Consider the following 17,710-nt stretch of genomic DNA (forward strand, 5'->3'; position numbering starts at 1 on the left):
ATGAATTCGAGGGATGCATAAGCGCTGCTGTGCGAGCATGAATCGCCATGGCGAGGAGCAAACGGCCTCGAGTGCGTTTGCTCCGGCCAAAACGGACGCAGGTGCTGGCGGCTCGGACCTACGAGCAGTTGGTTGACCGAGGTCATCCAGTGCGCGCTGTCTGGGCGGCTGTCGAAGCGCTGGACATGTCGGACTTCGAGCGCGCCATCCGTGCGCGCGCGCATCACGCGGGTCGTGCGGCGGTGGACCCGCGGTTGTTGCTGGCGCTGTGGGTGTATGGGCAGATGGAGGGCCTCTCCAGCGCTCACGCCATTGCAGCCAGGCTGCGTACGGACGTTGCGTACTGGTGGTTGTGCGGCGGCGTCAGTGTGTCGGCGCATACGTTGTCCTCCTTCATGACACGCTCAGGCCCTGCCTTCCGGGCGTTGCTGGGCAAGCTGCTGGATGACCTGTACAGCCGCGGTGCCGTGCTCCGGCCACGACGACTCGCGCAGGACGGCACGCGTGTACGTGCTTCAGCAGGGGCTGCCTCATTTCACCGAAAGGCCACTCTGCAGAGGCGGGCAACCGCGGCGGCTGCCGCCGGCCGGTGCCGACAGGGCGCGAGCGCCAAGGCACGTGCAGCATGCAAGCGCGCTCAGGCCGATTTACAGGCCCGGGCGGCGCTCGCACTCGCTGCATTGCCGGCGGCAGCACGCCGTAAGAAACGTGCGAAGGGGGGCGCTCATGGCGAGCCCCGAGCCTCTCTCACCGACCCACAGGCCCAGGTGATGCGCATGCCAGACGGCGGCTTCCGTCCCGCCTACAACGCGCAGGCCGTCTCGGACGTCGAGAGCCGGTTGGCATTGGCTGGTCGTGTCACCGATGAGGGGGCGGACGCTGCGCAGCTGCTCCCCATGGTGCACTGGGTGGCCCGCGTCCTGGGACTCAAGCCCGAAGCCTGGCTGGTGGACGGGGCCTATCGGAATCTCAAGGCCTTCTCCGCGCTTGAGTCGCAGGGCATTCGTGTCTTTTCTCCCTTACCGGCGCGCAAGAACCTGCCTCCTCCGGAGGGGCGGAGCAGGGGCCGACGAGGCGACCTCACCCATGCGTGGCGTGCGCGGATGCAGACACCCGCCGGCAAGCGCACCTACGCCCAGCGCGCACCGACGGCGGAGTTGCTCAATGCGCAGGTCAAGGAGCGCCAAGGACTGCGCAGGCTTCACGTACGAGGTCGCAAGCGAGCCGAAGCCGCGTGGTTGCTCGCACTCGTCGCCCACAACCTCCTGCTCGCCATCGCGCAAGGGTGGCTCGACGAGTCGGAAGGGGCATTTCTTCTCACCCCCTGAGCCCCCCGGGCCCGTCTGCGGAGTAGGCCCATTTCCCCGGTTTCGTGACGCCACGCGCCATCCGCGCCGTCTGCTCGCCAACCGGGGAGTCACTTGAACCCCCAACAGCCTTGCCTTGGGCGCCTTGATGCCGTCCAATGGTGCACAAACCAATGATCGCGGCCAGTGGCGGTTTTCTTGGGCATGCGCACCGTTGCGATCACCGACGTCGGAAAGAGGGGGAAGGGGAGGGCGATGATGGGGACGGCGTGGAAGACGGGGGCGCGAGGGGTCGCGCTGGGGATGCTCCTGCTGGTGGGCGCTGCCGCCCACGCGGAGCAGGCGGGCGGGGTGGACATGCCGGATTCCCTCCAGGTGGAGGGCAAGACGCTGGCGCTCACCCACATGGAGCTGAAGAAGAAGCTCTTCTTCAATGTCTACGTGTGGAGCCTCTACATGGAAGAGGAACCGTCCTCCTTCAAGGAGGCCGTGTCGTCCAACAGCCTGAAACGACTGCACTTCCGCTTCCTGCGCACCATCACCCGCGACCAGCTGGTGGGCAGCTTCCGCGAAGGCCTGCGCCAGAACCCGGCCATGCGCCAGGACGCCCTCAGCCAGTCCCTGGAGAAGCTCCTGTCGTCCCTGCATGACGTCCGCAAGGGCGATGACCTCGTCCTCACCTACCTGCCTGGCTCCGGCCTCCACGTCTCGGGCGGCGCGTCCGGCGGCGTCTACATCCCGGGCAAGTCCTTCGCCGACGCCCTCTTCAGCTCCTGGCTGGACACCCACCCCATCTTCCCCAAGTAGGCCGCTCGTTCAGCAGGGAAGTTTGGCCTCAAATTGGATGCGCGTTTCTCCTCGGCGGCGGGTCTGAGCGCGGTAGTCTCAGACCCACCAACATCCTTGTCAGGAGGAATCGCACCTATGCGGACACGTCTGGTTCTGGCTGCCCTCGTTGCCCTCTCCACGGGCTGCGTCTCGCAGGGGAAGTTCAACGAGAAGGCCCTGGAGGCGGAAGGGCTGACGAAGAACCTCACGGATGAGAAGGCGGCCCGCGCGGCGGCCGAGGCGAAGGTGAAGGAGCTGGAGGAGAAGCAGGCCGCGCTGGAGCAGGAGAAGGCCGCGCTGCAGACGCGCCTGGACGCCTCCGAGAACCGCCTCACCTCCGCCGCGGCCGAGCGCCGCGCCCTGGAGGACAAGAACGCGCAGCTGGCCGCGCTCAACGATGAGCTGGGGCGCAACGCCAAGAAGCTCGCGCAGGCGAAGGAGGAGCTGGAGAAGAAGAGCTCCGAGTACGAGAACCTGGCCCAGTCCCTCAAGCAGGAGATCGCCGACGGCAAGATTGAATTGTCGGAGATGAAGGGCCGGATGACCGTGCAGCTCAAGGACAAGATCCTCTTCGCGTCAGGCTCCGCGCGCGTGGGCAAGGAAGGGCAGGAGGCGCTGGTCAAGATCGCGGACGCGCTGAAGACGGTGAAGGGCCGCATCGTGCGCGTGGAGGGCCACACGGACGACGTGCCCACCGGCGGCGGACAGTTCCCCACCAACTGGGAGCTGAGCCTGGCGCGCGCGATGGCGGTGGTGCGCTCGCTGCAGGACTCTGGCGTGGATCCGACCATGCTGTCCGCGGCGGGTTATGGGCAATACCAGCCGCTCGTCCCCAACGACACGCCCGAGCACAAGAGCCAGAACCGGCGCATCGAAATCGTCCTCGCGCCGGGCCTCGGAGGGCGCTAGGAGGGTGCGCGGGAGACCCGCGCACCCTTCATGAGAACGCTCCTCTGCGTCGTCTGTGTATTGCTTGCGACCGGAGCCGTGGCACAGGCTCCGGACGCAGGGACCCTCGCTGGCGATGCCGGCGCTCCCACGGGCGTGCTGACGAAGCCGCCCGCCCTCCTGCGTCAGGTCGAAGCCGCCTACCCGCCGGATGCCGCCGCCCAGCAGCTCGAGGGCACGGTGGTGATGTTCATCGACATCTCGGAGACGGGCTCCGTCACGAACGTCGAAGTCACGCAGCCCGCGGGCCACGGCTTCGACGAGGCCGCGGTGGAAGCGGTGAAGCAGTTCCAGTTCGAACCGGCGGAGGTCGACAACGTCCCCGCGCCGGTGCGCATCCAGTACGCGTACCAGTTCGTCTTCCGCGCGCCGGAGCCCCCGCCGGAGGCCGCGCCGGACGGCGGCGTCCAGGAGCCGCAGGGGCCGGTGAACTTCAGCGGCCGGGCGCTGGAGCGCGGCACGCGCAAGCCGCTGGTGGGGGCGGAGGTGGTGCTCACGGAGCTGGACCGCTCCGCGGTCACGGACAGCGAGGGGCGCTTCGCCTTCCGGGGAGTCCCCGTGGGCACGCATCCGGTCATCGTCGTGCTGGGCAACTACGACCGCTTCAAGACGCAGGAGACGATTGAAGAGGGCAAGGAGACGCAGGCCACGTACTACGTGCAGAAGCGCATCTTCAGCCAGTACGAGACGGTGGTCCGCAGCGACCGCGAGCGCAAGGAGGTGACGCGCACCACCATCACGGTGGCGGAGGTGCAGCGCGTTCCGGGCACGCAGGGCGACACGCTCAAGGTGGTGCAGAACCTGCCGGGCGTGGCGAGGCCCGCGTTCAACGGCGGCGCGCTGGTCATCCGCGGCACCAGCCCCCAGGAGTCCGGCGTCTTCCTGGACGGCCTGCGCATCCCCATCCTGTATCACTTCGGGGGGCTCACCTCCGTCTACAACTCGGACCTGCTGGAGGCAGTGGACTACCTGCCCGGCAACTTCTCCGCGTACTACGGCGACATCACCGGCGGCGTCATCAACGTGCGCAGCCGCGAGCCCCGCACGGACCGCCTGCACGCCACGGTGGGCATCAGCGGCATCGAATCCAACGCGGTGGTGGAGGGGCCCATCACGGACACGCTGAGCTTCGCCATTGGCGGCCGGCGCTCGTACATCGACCTGGTGCTCAAGGCGGTGCCGTTCGACGACGACAGCCTCCAGGTGGCCCCGCGCTACTACGACGCGCAGGCGAAGCTGGTGTGGAAGCCGAGCAGCCGCCACACGTTCACGCTGCAGGGCCTGACGTCGCGCGACCGCCTGGCGCTGCTGTTGGACCAGCCGGCGGACAACGACCCGTCCATCAATGGCGGCCTGGACGTGACGACCGGCTTCAACCAGCTGCGCCTGCGGCACCAGTTCCGCGAGGGCAGGCTGGCGCTCGACACGCAGGGGCTCATTGGCAACACGATCCTCGACTTCTCGATTGGCGAGCGCGGGCTGCGCATCGCGTCCACGGACCTGTATCTGCGGCCCACGGTGGAGTACGTGTTCAACGACCGCGTGACGGTGGCGGGCGGCCTGGACGTGGTGGCGAACCTGGCGAAGGTGACGGCCAGCATCCAGCAGCCGCCGCGCGAGGGCGAGCCGCCGTCGCCGCTCGTCACGGAGGACCTCATCAACATCGATGGGAACTTCACCCAGTACTACCCGTCCGCCTGGGCGGAGGTGCGGTGGCGGCCCATCAAGGACCTGCTCGTGGTGCCGGGCGTGCGCACGGAGAGCTACATCTTCACGGAGCAGCAGGAGGTGAAGCGCACGGTGAACCCGCGGCTCGCGGTGCGCTACGCGCTCACGGAGACGCTGACGCTGAAGGGCGGCGCGGGCGTCTACCACAGCCCGCCGGTGCAGGATGAGCCGTCGCCGGGGTTCGGCAATCCGGACCTGGGGGCGAAGCGGTCGCTCCAGTACAGCGTGGGTGCGGAGTGGCAGGCGCGGCCGGAGTGGTTCGTGGGCAGCGAGGTCTTCTACAACGACCTGGATGACCTCATCGTGCGCTCGAACGCGCGCGTCGAGCGCAACGGCGAGTCCGTGCCGGAGAACCTCAAGAACGGCGGCGTGGGGCGCATCTATGGCTTTGAGTTGCTCATCCGCCGCGCGCTGACGGACCGGCTGTTCGGCTGGATCTCGTACACGCTCAGCCGCAGCGAGCGCCGGGACGCGCCGGGGGCGCGCTGGCGCAAGTTCGACAACGACCAGACGCACGTGCTGACGGCCATCGCCAGCTACAAGCTGCCGAGGGGCTGGGAGGTGGGCGCGCGGTTCCGCTTCGCGTCCGGCAACCCGACGACGCCGGTGCTGGGCGCGAAGCGCGACGACACGACGGACGTGTTCATCCCGTACTACGGGCTGGTCAATTCCCAGCGGCTGCCGTCGTTCAACCAGCTGGACATCCGCGTGGACAAGAACTTCATCTTCAACACCTGGAACCTGGACCTCTACCTGGACCTGACGAACGCGTACAACAACCGGTCGGTCGAGGGCGTGGCCTACAACTACAACTACTCTCAGCGCGAGTTCTTCAAGGGCCTGCCCATCCTGCCCGTGCTCGGCCTGAAGGGAGCGTTCTGACGCCATGCGCACTCCCGTCCTGCTGTCTGTCATTGCGTTGCTGGGGCTGAGCGCGTGTGGTGGCCCCGACTTCGAGGCGCCCAGTGAGATTCGCCGCGTGCGGGTGCTCGGCATCAAGGCGGAGCCGCCGGAGCTGGCGCTGGAGCCGAACGCCTCCACGCTGCCTCCGCCGGTGACGTTCACCGCGCTGGCGGTGACGCCGGACGCGCGTCCGGTGACGGTGTCGTACGCGCTGTGCCGGCCGGACGTGAACCCCTACGGGGACGTGGCGTGTCCGGGGGACGGCGGGGTGCCGCTGCAGAACGGCGTGCTGTCATTGAGCGACCCGGCGGTGCAGGCGCTGCTCATCGCGTCGTTCCAGGCGGCCACGGGCAGCACGGGCGGTGGGAGCGGGGGGACGTTCGACTTCAACGACCCGAAGGTGCAGCAGGTGTTGCAGACCGGGCTGCCGCTGTTCGTGGGGTACGAGGCGACGGACGGCAGCGGGACGCCGGAGGGCGTGGAGCGGGGCGTGCGGCGCATCACGTTGCGCTCGACGGACACGCCCAACCAGAACCCGGTGATGCAGGACGTGCTGTGGAACGACGCGCCGCTGTCCGGGCCGCTGCCGCTGGACACGGAGGTGACCTTCACGCCGGTGCTGGGGGCGGGCAGCGAGGAGACCTACGTCACGGCGGACGGGACGCAGACGGAGCAGATCTTCTTCAGCTGGTTCGCGACGGGGGAGGGGGAGGTGGGGGCGTTCCGCTCGCTGGAGCCGGTGGATGGCAAGCCCGGCGACCCGACGACGACGTACACGACGGCCAAGACGCCGGAGCGCATCACCCTCTGGGTGGTGGCCCGCGACGGACGCGGAGGCACGGACTGGACGACGCGCACGGTGGACGTGGGGCCTTGAGGTCTCGGGTGCTCATGGGGGCTCTGTGGGGCGCCCTGTGCATGAGCGGGTGCGCTTCTCCGCCACCGCCAGGTGTCGTGCGCTACGACTCCACGCGCATGTCTGCCCGGTTGGATGGCCCGATGCCGGGGACGCCGCAGTTCGACACCGCGTGGGATGCGCTCCTTTCGACGTGCGTTGGCGCATGTCGAAGGAGTCTTGCGCCTGATTGTATTACGTCCCGGATGACCGATATGCGTTGAGCCAGTGGGCAGACCCTGTCCACAACCATCTCGCGACACCCACCAACCTTTCGAAGCAGGACCTCGCCGCGCTGGCGAAGATGGCGCGGATCCACGCGGAGGCGTATCGCTATCGGGTCATCCGGCAGGATGACGTCTTCTTCATCCTGATCCACGAGGCCCCGGACGCCTGTGGCAACGCCTTCATCGGTGTGGACACTGGCGCGCGCTACGCAGTCAGCCTCGAGGGTCGAATCCTGCGGCGAAGTGTGGGCGCGGAACCGGAGGCCCTTCCGCCGCCTCCGGAAGCCGATGCTGGAGTCCTGGAGGGGCTTCCGTCGGACGGCGGGAGCCCCTGACCGGCTTTCACCCCGTCAGCCACGCGGACGCGCGTCCCAGGCCCTCCGCCACGGAGGTGAACGCGTCCGCCGTGCGCACGCGCTCCTCCCCGAAGCGCTTCACGTACAGCTCCCGCACCGCCGGAATCTGCGACGAACCGCCCGTCAGGAAGACCGCGTCAATGTCCCGGGCCTCCGGGTGCTTCGCCAACAGCCCTTCCGTGCACTGCGACAGCTCATCCAACAACGTCCGGCTCGCCGCCTCGAACTCCGCCCGCGTCATCGGCTCGTGCAGGTGGATGCGCGCGTCCTCGAAGTCGATGGTCGCCACGTCCTCGCTCGACAGCTTCACCTTCGCCGCTTCAATGGACCGGAACAGCCGGTAGCCCAGGTTGTCCATCACCAGGTCGTAGAGCGCCTGGATCTCCGCCGGGTGGTCGCTCGTGTCGAGCATCACCTCCAGCAGCTCCTGCGTGGACTTCTCCCGGATGAAGGACATCTCGTGCCAGTTGAGCAGCTTCGCCAGCACGTGCTGCGGAATGGGCAGCCGCTTGTGGCTGAAGCCCTTCACCTTGTACGTGGACCCCGCCCCGAACTTCGGCAGCAGCTTGTGCCGCATGATCTCCGCGTCGAACCGGTCACCACCGATGCGCACACCCGTGGACCCCACCACGTCCGGCTTGCGGTCCAGGTTCCCCCGCCGCGACGGCCCCAGCCGCATCAACGTCAGGTCCGTCGTGCCGGCGCCGAAGTCCGCCACCAGCACCAGCTCGTCCTTCTGAAGGCGCGCCTCGTACGCGAGCGCCGCCGCGATGGGCTCGATGAGGAACTGCACGTGTGTGAAGCCGGCGATCTCCGCCGCCTTGCGCAGCCGCTTCTCCGCCAGCGCGTCCGCCTCCGGGTCTGGCGTGAAGACCGCCGGCCGGCCCAGCACCACCGCGTCCGGCGCTTCGCCCAGGTGGGCTCCGGCCGCCTCGCGCACGCGGCGCAGCAGGATGGCCACCAGGTCCTCGATGGTGTACGTGCGCCCCTTCACCTGCGTGGCCCGGAAGGACGAGCTGTGCAGGAAGGACTTCACGGACTGGATGAACCGCCCGTTGTTGTCCTCCAGGTAGCGCTGGATGGCGTCCGCGCCCGTGAAGACCTCACGCTCCTCCTCCGCGAAGAAGAGCACGGAGCGGAACAGCCGGGGCTCCGGGGTGTGGGGCTGCAGCGGCAGCACGGTGCCGTCCGGCAGGGCCAGGGCGGTATTGCTGGTTCCGAAGTCGAGTCCGCAGGCGCGCATGGGGGGGCGCCCCTTATCGCCATTCCCTCGCACGCGGTAGCCCCAAAGTGACCGCCGCGGGGCGGGCGGACGGACGAGCGCTCGCGATCCACTGGCTTGGCGCTCCGCGGGCCGCAGCCATCTTTGCCCTGTCATCCCTTTGACAGGAGAACCTCATGAAATCGCGCGCAGCATGGCTCGGCGCCGGAGTCGCCGCACTCGTAGTGAGTACCACCGCCTGCCAGGAGGGAGACCGCTCTCGTCAGACCTCCACGGACAACTCGCCCGAACAGCAGGTGGCGCAGGCCCAGGCCCAATCAGAGAAGGCCTTCGACGACGCGCGCGACGCGCAGAAGACGGCCTCCCGCGAGCAGCGCGAGGCCGCCCGCGCCCAGGAGGACGTGCAGCACAAGCAGCAGGAGCTCCAGGAGGCCCAGGCCAAGGCCCAGAAGGAAGCCCAGGAGGCCCAGGCCAGCCAGCAGCAGGCGCAGGCGCGCACCCAGCAGGCCCAGTCCGTGGCCCAGCAGGCCCAGGCCAGTGCCCTGGCGGCCCAGCGCCAGTCGCAGCAGAACCTCGCCACCCAGCAGCAGGCCTCCAACGAGACCGCCGCCGCCAACGAGCGCATCGCGAACCAGAACACCTCACAGCAGCAGGCCGCGAACGCGAACGCGAACGCCGCCACGCAGCAGGCGGCCATCGCCCAGGACTCCCAGGCGGCGCCCGCCCGGGAACAGCAGATCTCCGGTGACGTGCTCAGCGCGAGCGCCCAGGAGGTGCTGGTGAGCCAGCGCGGCGAACCCGAGCTGCGCCTGAAGGTGGGGCCCCGCACGCAGGTGCAGGTGGACGGCCGGGCCGCGAGCGCCTCGGACATCCAGGAGGGCGCGCAGGTCCGCGCCTCCTACCGCACGGACGAAAGCACCGGCGAGCCGCAGGCCCTGCGCATCGACGCCACGTCCCGCGCGCAGCCGGCCACGCCGGCGCCGGCGGAGAGCGGCGAGTCCTCGCCCGGCGTGCCGCGCTGAGCCCAACGCCGGACATGCCACGGCCCCGTGCCTTCGCGCTTCCCAACGCGAGGGGACGGGGCCGTGCCGTGTCGCAGCCTTGAAGGAGGCCTTCCGCGCGTTACGCGGCCAGCTCGGCCTGGTCCAGGCCGGCCTCGGCCATCAGGTTGGCCAGCTCCGCCTTCAGCTTGTCCTTGGCGCGGATCTCCAGCTGACGGGCGCGCTCGCGGGAGAAGCCGAAGTGCTCACCCAGCTCGCTCAGGGTCATCTCCGTGTCGCTCATCACGCGCTGCTCGATGATGAAGCGCTCGCGCGGATCCAGGCGCATCAGCGCGCGCTGCACCAGGTTGCGGGTGAGGCCCGCCTGCTGCCGGTCCGCGACCTCGTCCGCGTGCGAGGCAGACTCGGACTCCACGAAGTCCAGGTGCGTGGCGTCGCCGTCCTCGCCCACCGGCGCGTCCAGGGACAGGTCGCGGCCGCCCATGCGCTGCTCCATCTCGCGCACTTCCGTGGGCTTCACGTTCAGCTTCTTGGCGATTTCATCCGCGTTGACGATGGTGCCCTCGCCGGCGCCCAGCTTCTCCAGCTCGCGGCGCGTACGGGCCAGGCTGAAGAACAGCCGGCGCTGCGCCTGCGTCGTGCCCAGCTTCACCAGGCTCCAGTTGCGCAGCACGTAGTTCTGGATGTACGCGCGGATCCACCACACCGCGTAGGAGATGAGGCGGATGCCCTTCTCCGGGTCGAACTTCTGCACCGCCTTCATCAGGCCGATGTTCGCCTCCTGGATGAGGTCGGACATCTTCAGGCCGTAGGAGCGGTACTCGTAGGCGACCTTCACCACGAAGCGCAGGTTGCTCGTCACCAGGCGGTGGCCCGCGGACAGGTCACCCGCGCGGAAGGCGCGCGACAGCGTCTGCTCCTCCTGCGGGTTCAGCAGCGGGTACTGGTTGATCTCCGAGAGGTAGGTGGAGAGCGAGTCAGCGGTGGAGAAGGAGTTGGAAGCCTGCATGGGGGTCTCTCTCGGGGAAGAGGGCGGGTTGTGTGTCCGCCGGTTGCTGCGACGGGGAGACCTTTAGCAACGCACGGGCCAATGCCAGCCGGCATGCGACCTCAATGATTCCGGGGTGTTGCGCGAAACAGCAACAATGCTTAGGGCGGAACCCGGCACTTTTTACAGCGCGGGGTTTCGACACTTCTTCCGGGTGCCCCGAAGGGAGGGTTGCCAGCCCTCCGACCCGGGCACAGGGCGGATCACATCCAGCAGGGATGTGTGCACGCCCCGGCCCCCGCGCATGGTGACCCGGAGGGCAGGTGTCCGCCCGCAGCGCCGGTCGGAAGGGCTTCAAAGGCAAGGACAGACTCCCTGGATGGAGCGGAGCCGGGGCGGTCCAGCACGCTTCACTGGAGCGGCTGCTCTGTCCGCGCGTGCGTCAGGTCAACGCCTTGCGCAGGCGCTTGGGAATGGCCTCCGCGTGCCAGCGCTGCACCTCGCGAGCGATTTCCGCGGACCGCTCCGCGCGCTCGTCGCGGGCCTGGGGCAGCAGCTTGCGCGCGGCCTTGCGCTGGCCGGGCGGGGCTTCCGCGGCGGCGCGCTCGAACAGCTCCAGCCGCACGTCCGCGTCGTGCAATTCCCCCAGGCCGTCCTGCAACGGCACCAGGACCTCCAGCAGCGCGCTCACGGTGCGGCGGAAGGCGGGCTGGAAGATCTCCAGCTCGTAACGCAGCTTCTTCAGGTCCTTGCGCAGGGCGTGCGCGGACGCCGCGTCGGGCGCGTCCGCGTAGCGCTCCAGGCGCTTCTCCACGCGGCGCAGGCGCCAGCGCAGGTGGCTTCGCACGCGCTTGCTGGAGAAGCGGTGGGGGTCCTCCAGCGTGTCCAGCTTCTTCAGGAGGCGCGGCACGGTGCGGTCCGTCCAGCGCTCCAGCTCCGCGCGCAGCTTCTTCTCCTTGGTCTTCAGGCCGGACAGGTGGCTTTCGCGCAGGCCTTGCAGCGCCTTGCCCGCGTCCTTCTTTCCCTTCGCGGCCGTGTCCAGCCACTGGTCCTGGACGTGCAAGTCCCGCACGGCGCCCAGCGCGTCCTGGAGGCGCTTCACGTCCGCCTCCAGCCGGGTGAGCTTGCCGGTGGCCTGGAACACCTGGAGCGCGGCGCGCAGGCGGCGGGTGGCCACGCGCATGTCGTGCACGCCGTCCCCGTCCAACTCACCGTCCAGCTGGCTCTCCGGGTGGCGCACGTCGGCGAGCCGCCCGGCGAGGATGCGGCGCGCGGCGTCGCCCAGCGCGGTGTCGGGGCCCAGGCCCCGGATGGGAGTGGGTTGCGGCATGGGGCGTCAGTCCTCCTCGAGGGCGTACTGCTGGACCATGCGCTCCGCGGCATCCGGCCCATCCCAGCCGAGGATGCGCGCGTCCTTGTCCGCGAAGTGCACCACCGCGAGGAAGAAGTGCTCCAGCTCCTCGCGCTCGCGCTGGGACAGGTCCTGATAGGAACGGAGGTGGTCGGAGCGGGTGGCGTGCACCGGGACGAGCAGCAGGCGGTCATTGCGCTCGCGCTCGCCGTTCGTCGCGCCCCGCGGCTTCTGGTCCACCAGGAGCACGCCCAGCGGCCGGCAGGGCAGCACCACGCCCGGCCAGGTGGGCACGTCCCAGTACACCAGCGCGTCCAGCGGGTCGCCGTCCGGGCCCTTCGTGCTGGGGATGAAGCCCCAGTCGAACGGGTAGCGGAAGCCTCGCGTCAGCGGCCGGGACAGCGTGAAGGCCTGGAGCTTCGTGTCGTATTTGAGCTTCACCGTCGAGCCGCGGGGCGACTCGACGACGACGTGCAACGCATTCTGGTCGCCGCGCAGCGGCAGGTGGGTGAAGTCGGTGGCCATCACCCTTCAGGCTGGGGTCGCCCTCGTTCGTCCGGCAAGTGTCCCCGTGTCAGGGGATTCACTCGCCAACCCTGGAGCGGCGCCCGAGCGTCAGGGCCCGGAGCGCAGGAAGAACATCATGCCGAGCAGGAGCGCCCCCAGCCCCGTGGCGACGAGGCCGACGATGGCCTTGCGCTGGTTCTCCCGAGACCCGCCTTCTCGCCGGGCCTTCACCAGGTTCATGGTGTTGAGCACCAGGGACACGGGCTGGATGATGATCAGGAAGGGAATGAGCAAGGAAAGGAGCGACACGAGTCCCAGCACCAGGCCCACGTTCGGCGCCGTGACGAGGGAGTCCGGGGGCTTCGCGAGGACGCGGGCCCGCAGCTCCCAGCAGCCGGGGCACATCGGCATCGCCTCCCGGCGGACGCGGTTCTCACACCGGGGGCACATGAACGCGCCGCAACGGGGGCACACCTGGTTCGCGACGATGTCCTCGTGCCGCGCGCAGACGGCGCGAGTCGGAACGCCGTTCTCGTCCAGGCCCTCCTCGCCATTCCAGACCGGGGCGCGCAGCCCTGCCTGGAAATGGCCCATGAGGGCCCGCGCGGCGTCCCTATTGGGGATGGCGAGCGCGATGGTGCCCTTGTCGATGCGCCGCACCTGGGGACCCCTGCCGCGCAGGAAGAAGAACCAGGCCAACACGGGGAGCGCCACGGCCGACACCAGCGCGAGGAAGCCCAGCGGGCTGGGATGACGGGACGCCAGCAGGCTGAGCGACGTGAGGAGCAGTGCGATGGTCGTCACGGCCGAGACGCCCATGATGACCTGTCCGCGCTTCCAAAGGCTCCAGGCCTCTTCCGTGAAGGGAAGGGCGCCCTTCACCCGCTTCGTCATCGCGAGGGCGACGATGAGGGCGATGAGCGCGTTGCAGAAGATGAGGAGGCCGATCCAGCGTGGATGCCAGACGAACTTCACCGGCTTGAAGACCACGCCCTCCCCCTGCTCACCGGTGACGATGCAGACGGGGGGCAGGTCGAACTCGTTCAGCTCCCCCACGGGCAACTCGACGTGATGCATTGCGAGGAGTTGTAGTCCACCACCTGCAACGCATTCCAGCCCCTATTCCCTGGAGAGGCGCTGATGCAGGGGCGGTTCCGGCTGGCGGCGCGCCACCAGCTTCCGTGTGGCGCGCGCCGCGGCCAGGCCCCCCAGCGTGTACCAGGCCACGGTGAGCAGCGACGTGGAGGGGCGGGCCCGGGACGGCTTGCGGCCCAGGCCCAGCTTCGGTGGCAGCACCACCGCGCCCAGGCCCGCGAGCAGACCCAGCATCGCGCCGCGCAGGTAGGGGCGCCTGGGGCGTCCCAGCGCCACGAGCGAGAAATAGAGGCCGTTGGACAGCAGGTCCCCCGCCAATGTCTGGCGATGCAGCTGGCGCCCCTTCGCTGGCTCGCCGCCGAAGAAGCGGATGCCCTTCTCCAGCGAGCGCATGCCCAGCACGTCCATGCGCGGCGGGTGCTTCAACACGCGCCGGGCGCTCTCGTGAACGAGGGTGAGCGCGGTGGCGCCGACGAGGCCGGGACCCAGGGCACGGAACACGATGCGCGGCGGAGCGGGAGGTTCGATCATGCCTTCCAAGCTAGGCACCGCGCGCAGGGGATTCCCGCCCGCGTCCGCCTGCCCGCCTGCTCAGTGCTCCGCTGTGCCCGTGCGTCACGAGCTACAGCTCACCACGAGGTGCCGTCCCCACGTCGGAGGCGAGGCCGCATAGGCCTCCTGGCCGGGGTGTTCGTCGAACGGCGCGGACACCAGGGCGAGCACGCGGTCCACCTCCGCGGAGTCCCCCTCCTGGGCCCGGGAGATGGCCTGCTGAGCCACCCAATTGCGCAGGACGTACTTCGGGTTGACGCGGTCCAGGCGCGCGTGGCGCTCCGCGTCCTCGCTGCCTTCGGACGCCAGCCGCGCCCGGTAGCGCTCCGCCCATCCGTCGAAGCCCTCCGGAGGCAGGAAGTGGTCGCGCAGGGCGTCGTTGCGCGCGCCAGGACGGGAGTCGAAGCGGTTCAGCGCGCGGAAGAAGCGCGTGTAGTCCACGTGCGAGCCGGCCATCAGCGTGAACAGCTCCTCCAGCAGCGCGCGGTCCTCGTCGCGGGCCACCTTCAGGCCCAGCTTCTCGCGCATGCGCGCGAGGAAGTGCCGCGTGAACGTGGGCTGGAAGAGGGTCAGCGTGGCGCGCGCCTCGTCCTCGGTGATGAGCGTGAGCAGCGCCTCACCCAGGCAGGCCAGGTTCCACAGCGCGACGCGCGGCTGCTGGTCGAACGCGTAGCGGCCCTGGTGGTCGGAGTGGTTGCAGACGAAGCCCGGGTCGAAGTCGTCCAGGAACCCATAGGGGCCGTAGTCCAGCGTGAGCCCCAGGATGGACATGTTGTCCGTGTTCATCACGCCGTGCGCGAAGCCCACCGCCTGCCAGCGCGCGACGAGCTCCGCGGTGCGCTCCACCACCTCCGCGAAGAAGCGCGCGTGGCGGCCCTCCTGGCCCACGAGGTGCGGGAAGTGCGCGGCGATGACGTGGTCCGCGAGGGTGGCCACGTGCCCCGGTTGCTCCGTGTGGTGGAAGAACTCGAAGGTGCCGAAGCGCACGTGCGATGGGGCCATGCGCACCAGCATGGCGCCGGTCTCCACCTCCTCGCGGTACACCGGCGTGCGGCTGCCCAGGATGCACAGGGCCCGGGTGGTGGGGATGCCCAGCGCGTGCAGGGCCTCGCCGGCCAGGTACTCGCGGATGGTGGAGCGCAGCACCGCGCGCCCGTCACCGCCTCGCGAGAAGGGCGTGGGCCCTCCGCCCTTCAGGTGCAGGTCCCACCTGCCGCCGTCCGGGGCGCGCACCTCGCCCAGGAGCAGCGCGCGGCCGTCTCCCAGGCGCGGCACGTACACGCCGAACTGGTGCCCCGAGTACACCATGGCCAGAGGCTCCATGCCGGGCAGCGGCGTGGCCCCGCCGAACACGCGCGCGAACTCCGGGCGCTGCGCCTCCGCCGCGTCCAGCCCCAGCAGCTTCAGGGCCGCCGGGTTCACGCTCACCACGTGCGCGTCCGGAAAGGGCGCGGGGGCCACCCGGGCGGCGAACCCAGGGGGCAGGCGGGCGTAGGTGTTGTCGAAGACGAGCTGTTCGAGCGAGGCCATGGGTGAGGGCACTAACCGTCAGGGGATCTGCATGCCGCGCTGCACGGCGGGCCGGCTGCCCACGCGGTGCAGGTATTGGAGGATGTTGGGCCTGTCGCTGAAGAGCTCCGGGAAGAAGTCCCGCGAGGTCTTCAGCCACGGGTACGTGGCGATGTCCGCGATGGAGTACGTGGTGGCCAGGTAGTCGCGCGACGCCAGCTGCCGGTCCACCACGCCCAGGATGCGCTTCGCCTCCGTCTGGAAGCGGTCAATGGCATACGGAATCTTCGTGGTGGCGAAGCGCCCGAAGTGGTTGAGCTGGCCCAGCATGGGGCCCACGCCGCCCATCTGGAACATCAGCCACTGCGTCACCTCCGCCTTGCCGCGCGGCTCCGTGGGCATCAGCGAGCCCGTCTTCTCCGCCAGGTACAGCAGGATGGCGCCGGACTCGAAGAGGGCCAGGGGCCGGCCTCCCGGCGCGTCGTGGTCCACGATGGCCGGAATCTTGTTGTTGGGATTGATGGCCAGGAACTCGGGCTTGAACTGTTCGCCCTGGGTGATGTCCACCGGGTGCGTCTTGTACGGGATGCCCAGCTCCTCCAGTGCGATGGAGATCTTGCGGCCGTTGGGGGTCTTGAACGTGTACAGGTCGATCATGCCTTCACTCCCGTGAGCTGTTCGCTCACCTGCCAGAGCCGCTCCGCGAGCGCGTCGTTCCGGGCGGCGGACGACGGCTTCGCCTTGCGGCATTTGATGAAGTACTCGCCGCTCACGCCCGCCACCTCCGGCGACGACGCCAGGTAGATGGAGGTCCTCGCGCCCTTTTCGGGGGAGAGCAGGAAGGGGCCGGCCAGCTTGATGAGGTGCTTGAAGAAGCCCTGGCTGTTGTGTCCGAAGCCCGTGCGCACCGCGCCGGGGTGCAGCGCGTTCGCGGTGACCTGCGTGCCCGCGAGCCGCTTCGTCAGCCCCCGCGTGAACAGGATGTTGCTGAGCTTGGCGTTGCCGTAGACGCGGATGCCGTCGTAGCGGCGCTTCTCCGTCTGAGGATCCTCCAGGAAGTCCGCGTACGCCAGGCGGTGCCCTTCCGAGGACACGTTGATGATGCGCGCCGGTCCGCTCGCCACCAGCACGTCGCGCAGCAGGTGCGTGAGGAGGAAGTGGGACAGGTGGTTCGTGGCGAACGTGGCCTCGTAGCCGTCCACCGTCACCTGGCGCCGGTCGATGATGAGGCCCGCGTTGTTGAGGAGCACATCCAGCCGTGAATGACGGTCGCGGAAGGCCCGGGCCAGGTCCCGCACGGACTGGAGCGAGGACAGGTCCGCGAGCAGCGACTCCACCCGGGCGCCGGGAGCGGCCTCGCGAACCGCGGCGACCGTGGCCGCCGTGCGGGCCTCGTCCCTGCCGGAGAGCACCAGCGTGGCCCCCCGGCGCGCCAGCCCCTTCGCCGTCTCCTGACCGATGCCGCCGGTCGCTCCGGTGATGAGGCACACCTTGCCATCGAGACGGTCTTCGGGAAGCTCTGCCGCCATGGGACGCGTCCTCCTGGAATCCAGGGACGCGTTCTATACGCTCCCCACCTTCCCCGCGCAGGAGAACCTGCCGGGGAGGCGGGTGGTTCACATCAGGGGGTTCACATCAGGTGGAGACCTGACTGACGTCCTCGGCGGGGCGGCCCCGGCGGTTGCCGCCGCGGGTGGGCGTGATGCCCGGGCGCGCGTCGCCGTTGAGGTGGCTCTCCAGGAACCAGAGGTCCTCCTCGGTCTCGCCCAGCGTCTGGGTGAGGAGGTCCGCGGTGATGGGGTCGTTCTGGTCTCCGGAGCGCTGGATGCCGTCGCGCAGGCTGGCGGCGTAGCGGGCCACGCGCTCCACGAGCGCGCGGACGTGGGCGTCGCCGTCCACGGCCTGCAGGTCGTATTCCGGCAGCTGGCTGTTGTTGCTGGCCAGGCGGATGGTGCCCTGGGCGTAGCCGCCCAGCGCGCCCGCGCGCTCGGCGTAGGTGTCCGCGTGCTTGCGCACGTGCTTGGCCACGTCGTCGAAGAGCAGGTGGCGGCTGATGAAGTGCGTGCCCCGGATGTTCCAGTGCGCCTGCTTCACCTGCCAGTGCAGGTCGATGGCGTTGGCGAGCAGCGTGTTGAGCATGTCGATGAGCTCTTCGCGCGCGTCCTGGGGAAGGTTCACGTGGCTGGTCGTGTACATGGTCCCTCGCTGGTGGTTTGCGCGCGGCAGACCGTCGGCATGACGTCTCGGCGCTCCCCTCAGGGTGGGGATGGAGTGGGTCCTTGGCCACAATGAG

17 protein-coding genes are annotated in these 17,710 nt (G+C 69.4%); 7 read left to right on the top strand and 10 right to left on the bottom strand.

Annotation, left to right across the window (positions count from 1 at the left end; translation table 11 throughout):
• Nucleotides 1–47 precede the first annotated feature (47 nt).
• The 6 genes from KYK13_RS03580 (at nt 48) to KYK13_RS03605 (ending at nt 7,171) form a co-directional block, all read left to right on the top strand.
• A complete protein-coding gene (locus KYK13_RS03580; RefSeq protein WP_223640573.1) occupies nt 48–1,328 on the top strand; it encodes a transposase in 1,281 nt (426 codons plus the stop codon).
• 183 nt (nt 1,329–1,511) lie between these two features.
• Nucleotides 1,512–2,114: a chalcone isomerase family protein gene (locus tag KYK13_RS03585; RefSeq protein ID WP_223641969.1), complete on the top strand. Its 603-nt coding sequence runs from the start codon at nt 1,512–1,514 to the stop codon at nt 2,112–2,114.
• Between the two features lie 117 nt (nt 2,115–2,231).
• Nucleotides 2,232–3,044, top strand: coding sequence for an OmpA family protein (locus KYK13_RS03590; protein ID WP_223641971.1), 813 nt, complete (start codon nt 2,232–2,234; stop codon nt 3,042–3,044).
• Nucleotides 3,045–3,074: 30 nt separating this feature from the next.
• Nucleotides 3,075–5,693, top strand: a complete 2,619-nt coding sequence (locus KYK13_RS03595) for a TonB-dependent receptor domain-containing protein (RefSeq protein WP_223641973.1) — start codon at nt 3,075–3,077, stop codon at nt 5,691–5,693.
• Nucleotides 5,694–5,697: 4 nt separating this feature from the next.
• Nucleotides 5,698–6,591, top strand: coding sequence for a hypothetical protein (locus KYK13_RS03600; RefSeq protein ID WP_223641975.1), 894 nt, complete (start codon nt 5,698–5,700; stop codon nt 6,589–6,591).
• A gap of 238 nt (nt 6,592–6,829) precedes the next feature.
• The gene (locus tag KYK13_RS03605) at nt 6,830–7,171 is read left to right on the top strand and encodes a hypothetical protein (protein WP_223641977.1); all 342 of its coding nucleotides are present in this window, start codon (nt 6,830–6,832) and stop codon (nt 7,169–7,171) included.
• Between the two features lie 7 nt (nt 7,172–7,178).
• Here the strand turns inward: KYK13_RS03605 and KYK13_RS03610 are convergent, their stop codons facing one another.
• Nucleotides 7,179–8,435 carry an Hsp70 family protein gene (locus KYK13_RS03610; RefSeq protein WP_223641979.1) on the bottom strand — a complete coding sequence of 419 codons (1,257 nt, stop codon included), beginning with the start codon at nt 8,433–8,435 and terminating at the stop codon, nt 7,179–7,181.
• A gap of 203 nt (nt 8,436–8,638) precedes the next feature.
• Here KYK13_RS03610 and KYK13_RS03615 point away from each other — a divergent pair, with 203 nt between their 5' ends.
• A complete protein-coding gene (locus tag KYK13_RS03615) occupies nt 8,639–9,436 on the top strand; it encodes a hypothetical protein (protein WP_223641981.1) in 798 nt (265 codons plus the stop codon).
• A 100-nt stretch (nt 9,437–9,536) separates the two neighbouring features.
• On the opposite strand, the gene KYK13_RS03620 is transcribed toward KYK13_RS03615, so the two are convergent.
• The 9 genes from KYK13_RS03620 to dps all read right to left on the bottom strand — a co-directional run bounded on the left by KYK13_RS03620 (nt 9,537) and on the right by dps (nt 17,613).
• Nucleotides 9,537–10,424, bottom strand: a complete 888-nt coding sequence (locus tag KYK13_RS03620; protein ID WP_223641983.1) for an RNA polymerase factor sigma-32 — start codon at nt 10,422–10,424, stop codon at nt 9,537–9,539.
• A gap of 421 nt (nt 10,425–10,845) precedes the next feature.
• Nucleotides 10,846–11,733 carry a CHAD domain-containing protein gene (locus tag KYK13_RS03625; protein ID WP_223641985.1) on the bottom strand — a complete coding sequence of 296 codons (888 nt, stop codon included), beginning with the start codon at nt 11,731–11,733 and terminating at the stop codon, nt 10,846–10,848.
• Between the two features lie 6 nt (nt 11,734–11,739).
• The gene (locus KYK13_RS03630) at nt 11,740–12,279 is read right to left on the bottom strand and encodes an inorganic diphosphatase (protein WP_223641986.1); all 540 of its coding nucleotides are present in this window, start codon (nt 12,277–12,279) and stop codon (nt 11,740–11,742) included.
• Nucleotides 12,280–12,369: 90 nt separating this feature from the next.
• On the bottom strand, nt 12,370–13,338 hold the full coding sequence (locus tag KYK13_RS03635) for a hypothetical protein (protein ID WP_223641987.1): 969 nt from the start codon (nt 13,336–13,338) through the stop codon (nt 12,370–12,372).
• 42 nt (nt 13,339–13,380) lie between these two features.
• Nucleotides 13,381–13,887, bottom strand: coding sequence for a hypothetical protein (locus KYK13_RS03640; protein WP_223641988.1), 507 nt, complete (start codon nt 13,885–13,887; stop codon nt 13,381–13,383).
• 84 nt (nt 13,888–13,971) lie between these two features.
• The gene (locus tag KYK13_RS03645; RefSeq protein ID WP_223641989.1) at nt 13,972–15,438 is read right to left on the bottom strand and encodes a YdiU family protein; all 1,467 of its coding nucleotides are present in this window, start codon (nt 15,436–15,438) and stop codon (nt 13,972–13,974) included.
• 18 nt (nt 15,439–15,456) lie between these two features.
• Nucleotides 15,457–16,074 (bottom strand): glutathione S-transferase family protein, encoded by a 618-nt coding sequence (locus tag KYK13_RS03650; protein ID WP_223641990.1) that lies wholly within the window; start codon nt 16,072–16,074, stop codon nt 15,457–15,459.
• Nucleotides 16,071–16,946 carry an SDR family oxidoreductase gene (locus KYK13_RS03655; protein WP_223641991.1) on the bottom strand — a complete coding sequence of 292 codons (876 nt, stop codon included), beginning with the start codon at nt 16,944–16,946 and terminating at the stop codon, nt 16,071–16,073. The genes KYK13_RS03650 and KYK13_RS03655 overlap by 4 nt, the downstream gene beginning before the upstream one ends.
• Nucleotides 16,947–17,052: 106 nt before the next feature.
• Nucleotides 17,053–17,613 carry a DNA starvation/stationary phase protection protein Dps gene (gene dps / locus KYK13_RS03660; RefSeq protein WP_223641993.1) on the bottom strand — a complete coding sequence of 187 codons (561 nt, stop codon included), beginning with the start codon at nt 17,611–17,613 and terminating at the stop codon, nt 17,053–17,055.
• Nucleotides 17,614–17,710: the final 97 nt, after the last annotated feature.

Source organism: Corallococcus sp. EGB, from assembly GCF_019968905.1.
Classification (GTDB): Bacteria; Myxococcota; Myxococcia; order Myxococcales; family Myxococcaceae; genus Corallococcus.

What these genes read in the sequence shown, in the direction of transcription:
- KYK13_RS03645 (WP_223641989.1), bottom strand. Translation starts at nt 15,438, where the DNA reads ATGGCCTCGCTCGAACAGCTCGTCTTCGACAACACCTACGCCCGCCTG.
- KYK13_RS03630 (WP_223641986.1), bottom strand. Translation starts at nt 12,279, where the DNA reads ATGGCCACCGACTTCACCCACCTGCCGCTGCGCGGCGACCAGAATGCG.
- KYK13_RS03650 (WP_223641990.1), bottom strand. Translation starts at nt 16,074, where the DNA reads ATGATCGACCTGTACACGTTCAAGACCCCCAACGGCCGCAAGATCTCC.
- KYK13_RS03595 (WP_223641973.1), top strand. Translation starts at nt 3,075, where the DNA reads ATGAGAACGCTCCTCTGCGTCGTCTGTGTATTGCTTGCGACCGGAGCC.
- KYK13_RS03640 (WP_223641988.1), bottom strand. Translation starts at nt 13,887, where the DNA reads ATGATCGAACCTCCCGCTCCGCCGCGCATCGTGTTCCGTGCCCTGGGT.
- KYK13_RS03590 (WP_223641971.1), top strand. Translation starts at nt 2,232, where the DNA reads ATGCGGACACGTCTGGTTCTGGCTGCCCTCGTTGCCCTCTCCACGGGC.
- KYK13_RS03620 (WP_223641983.1), bottom strand. Translation starts at nt 10,424, where the DNA reads ATGCAGGCTTCCAACTCCTTCTCCACCGCTGACTCGCTCTCCACCTAC.
- KYK13_RS03625 (WP_223641985.1), bottom strand. Translation starts at nt 11,733, where the DNA reads ATGCCGCAACCCACTCCCATCCGGGGCCTGGGCCCCGACACCGCGCTG.
- KYK13_RS03580 (WP_223640573.1), top strand. Translation starts at nt 48, where the DNA reads ATGGCGAGGAGCAAACGGCCTCGAGTGCGTTTGCTCCGGCCAAAACGG.
- dps (WP_223641993.1), bottom strand. Translation starts at nt 17,613, where the DNA reads ATGTACACGACCAGCCACGTGAACCTTCCCCAGGACGCGCGCGAAGAG.
- KYK13_RS03585 (WP_223641969.1), top strand. Translation starts at nt 1,512, where the DNA reads ATGCGCACCGTTGCGATCACCGACGTCGGAAAGAGGGGGAAGGGGAGG.
- KYK13_RS03600 (WP_223641975.1), top strand. Translation starts at nt 5,698, where the DNA reads ATGCGCACTCCCGTCCTGCTGTCTGTCATTGCGTTGCTGGGGCTGAGC.
- KYK13_RS03635 (WP_223641987.1), bottom strand. Translation starts at nt 13,338, where the DNA reads ATGCATCACGTCGAGTTGCCCGTGGGGGAGCTGAACGAGTTCGACCTG.
- KYK13_RS03655 (WP_223641991.1), bottom strand. Translation starts at nt 16,946, where the DNA reads ATGGCGGCAGAGCTTCCCGAAGACCGTCTCGATGGCAAGGTGTGCCTC.
- KYK13_RS03610 (WP_223641979.1), bottom strand. Translation starts at nt 8,435, where the DNA reads ATGCGCGCCTGCGGACTCGACTTCGGAACCAGCAATACCGCCCTGGCC.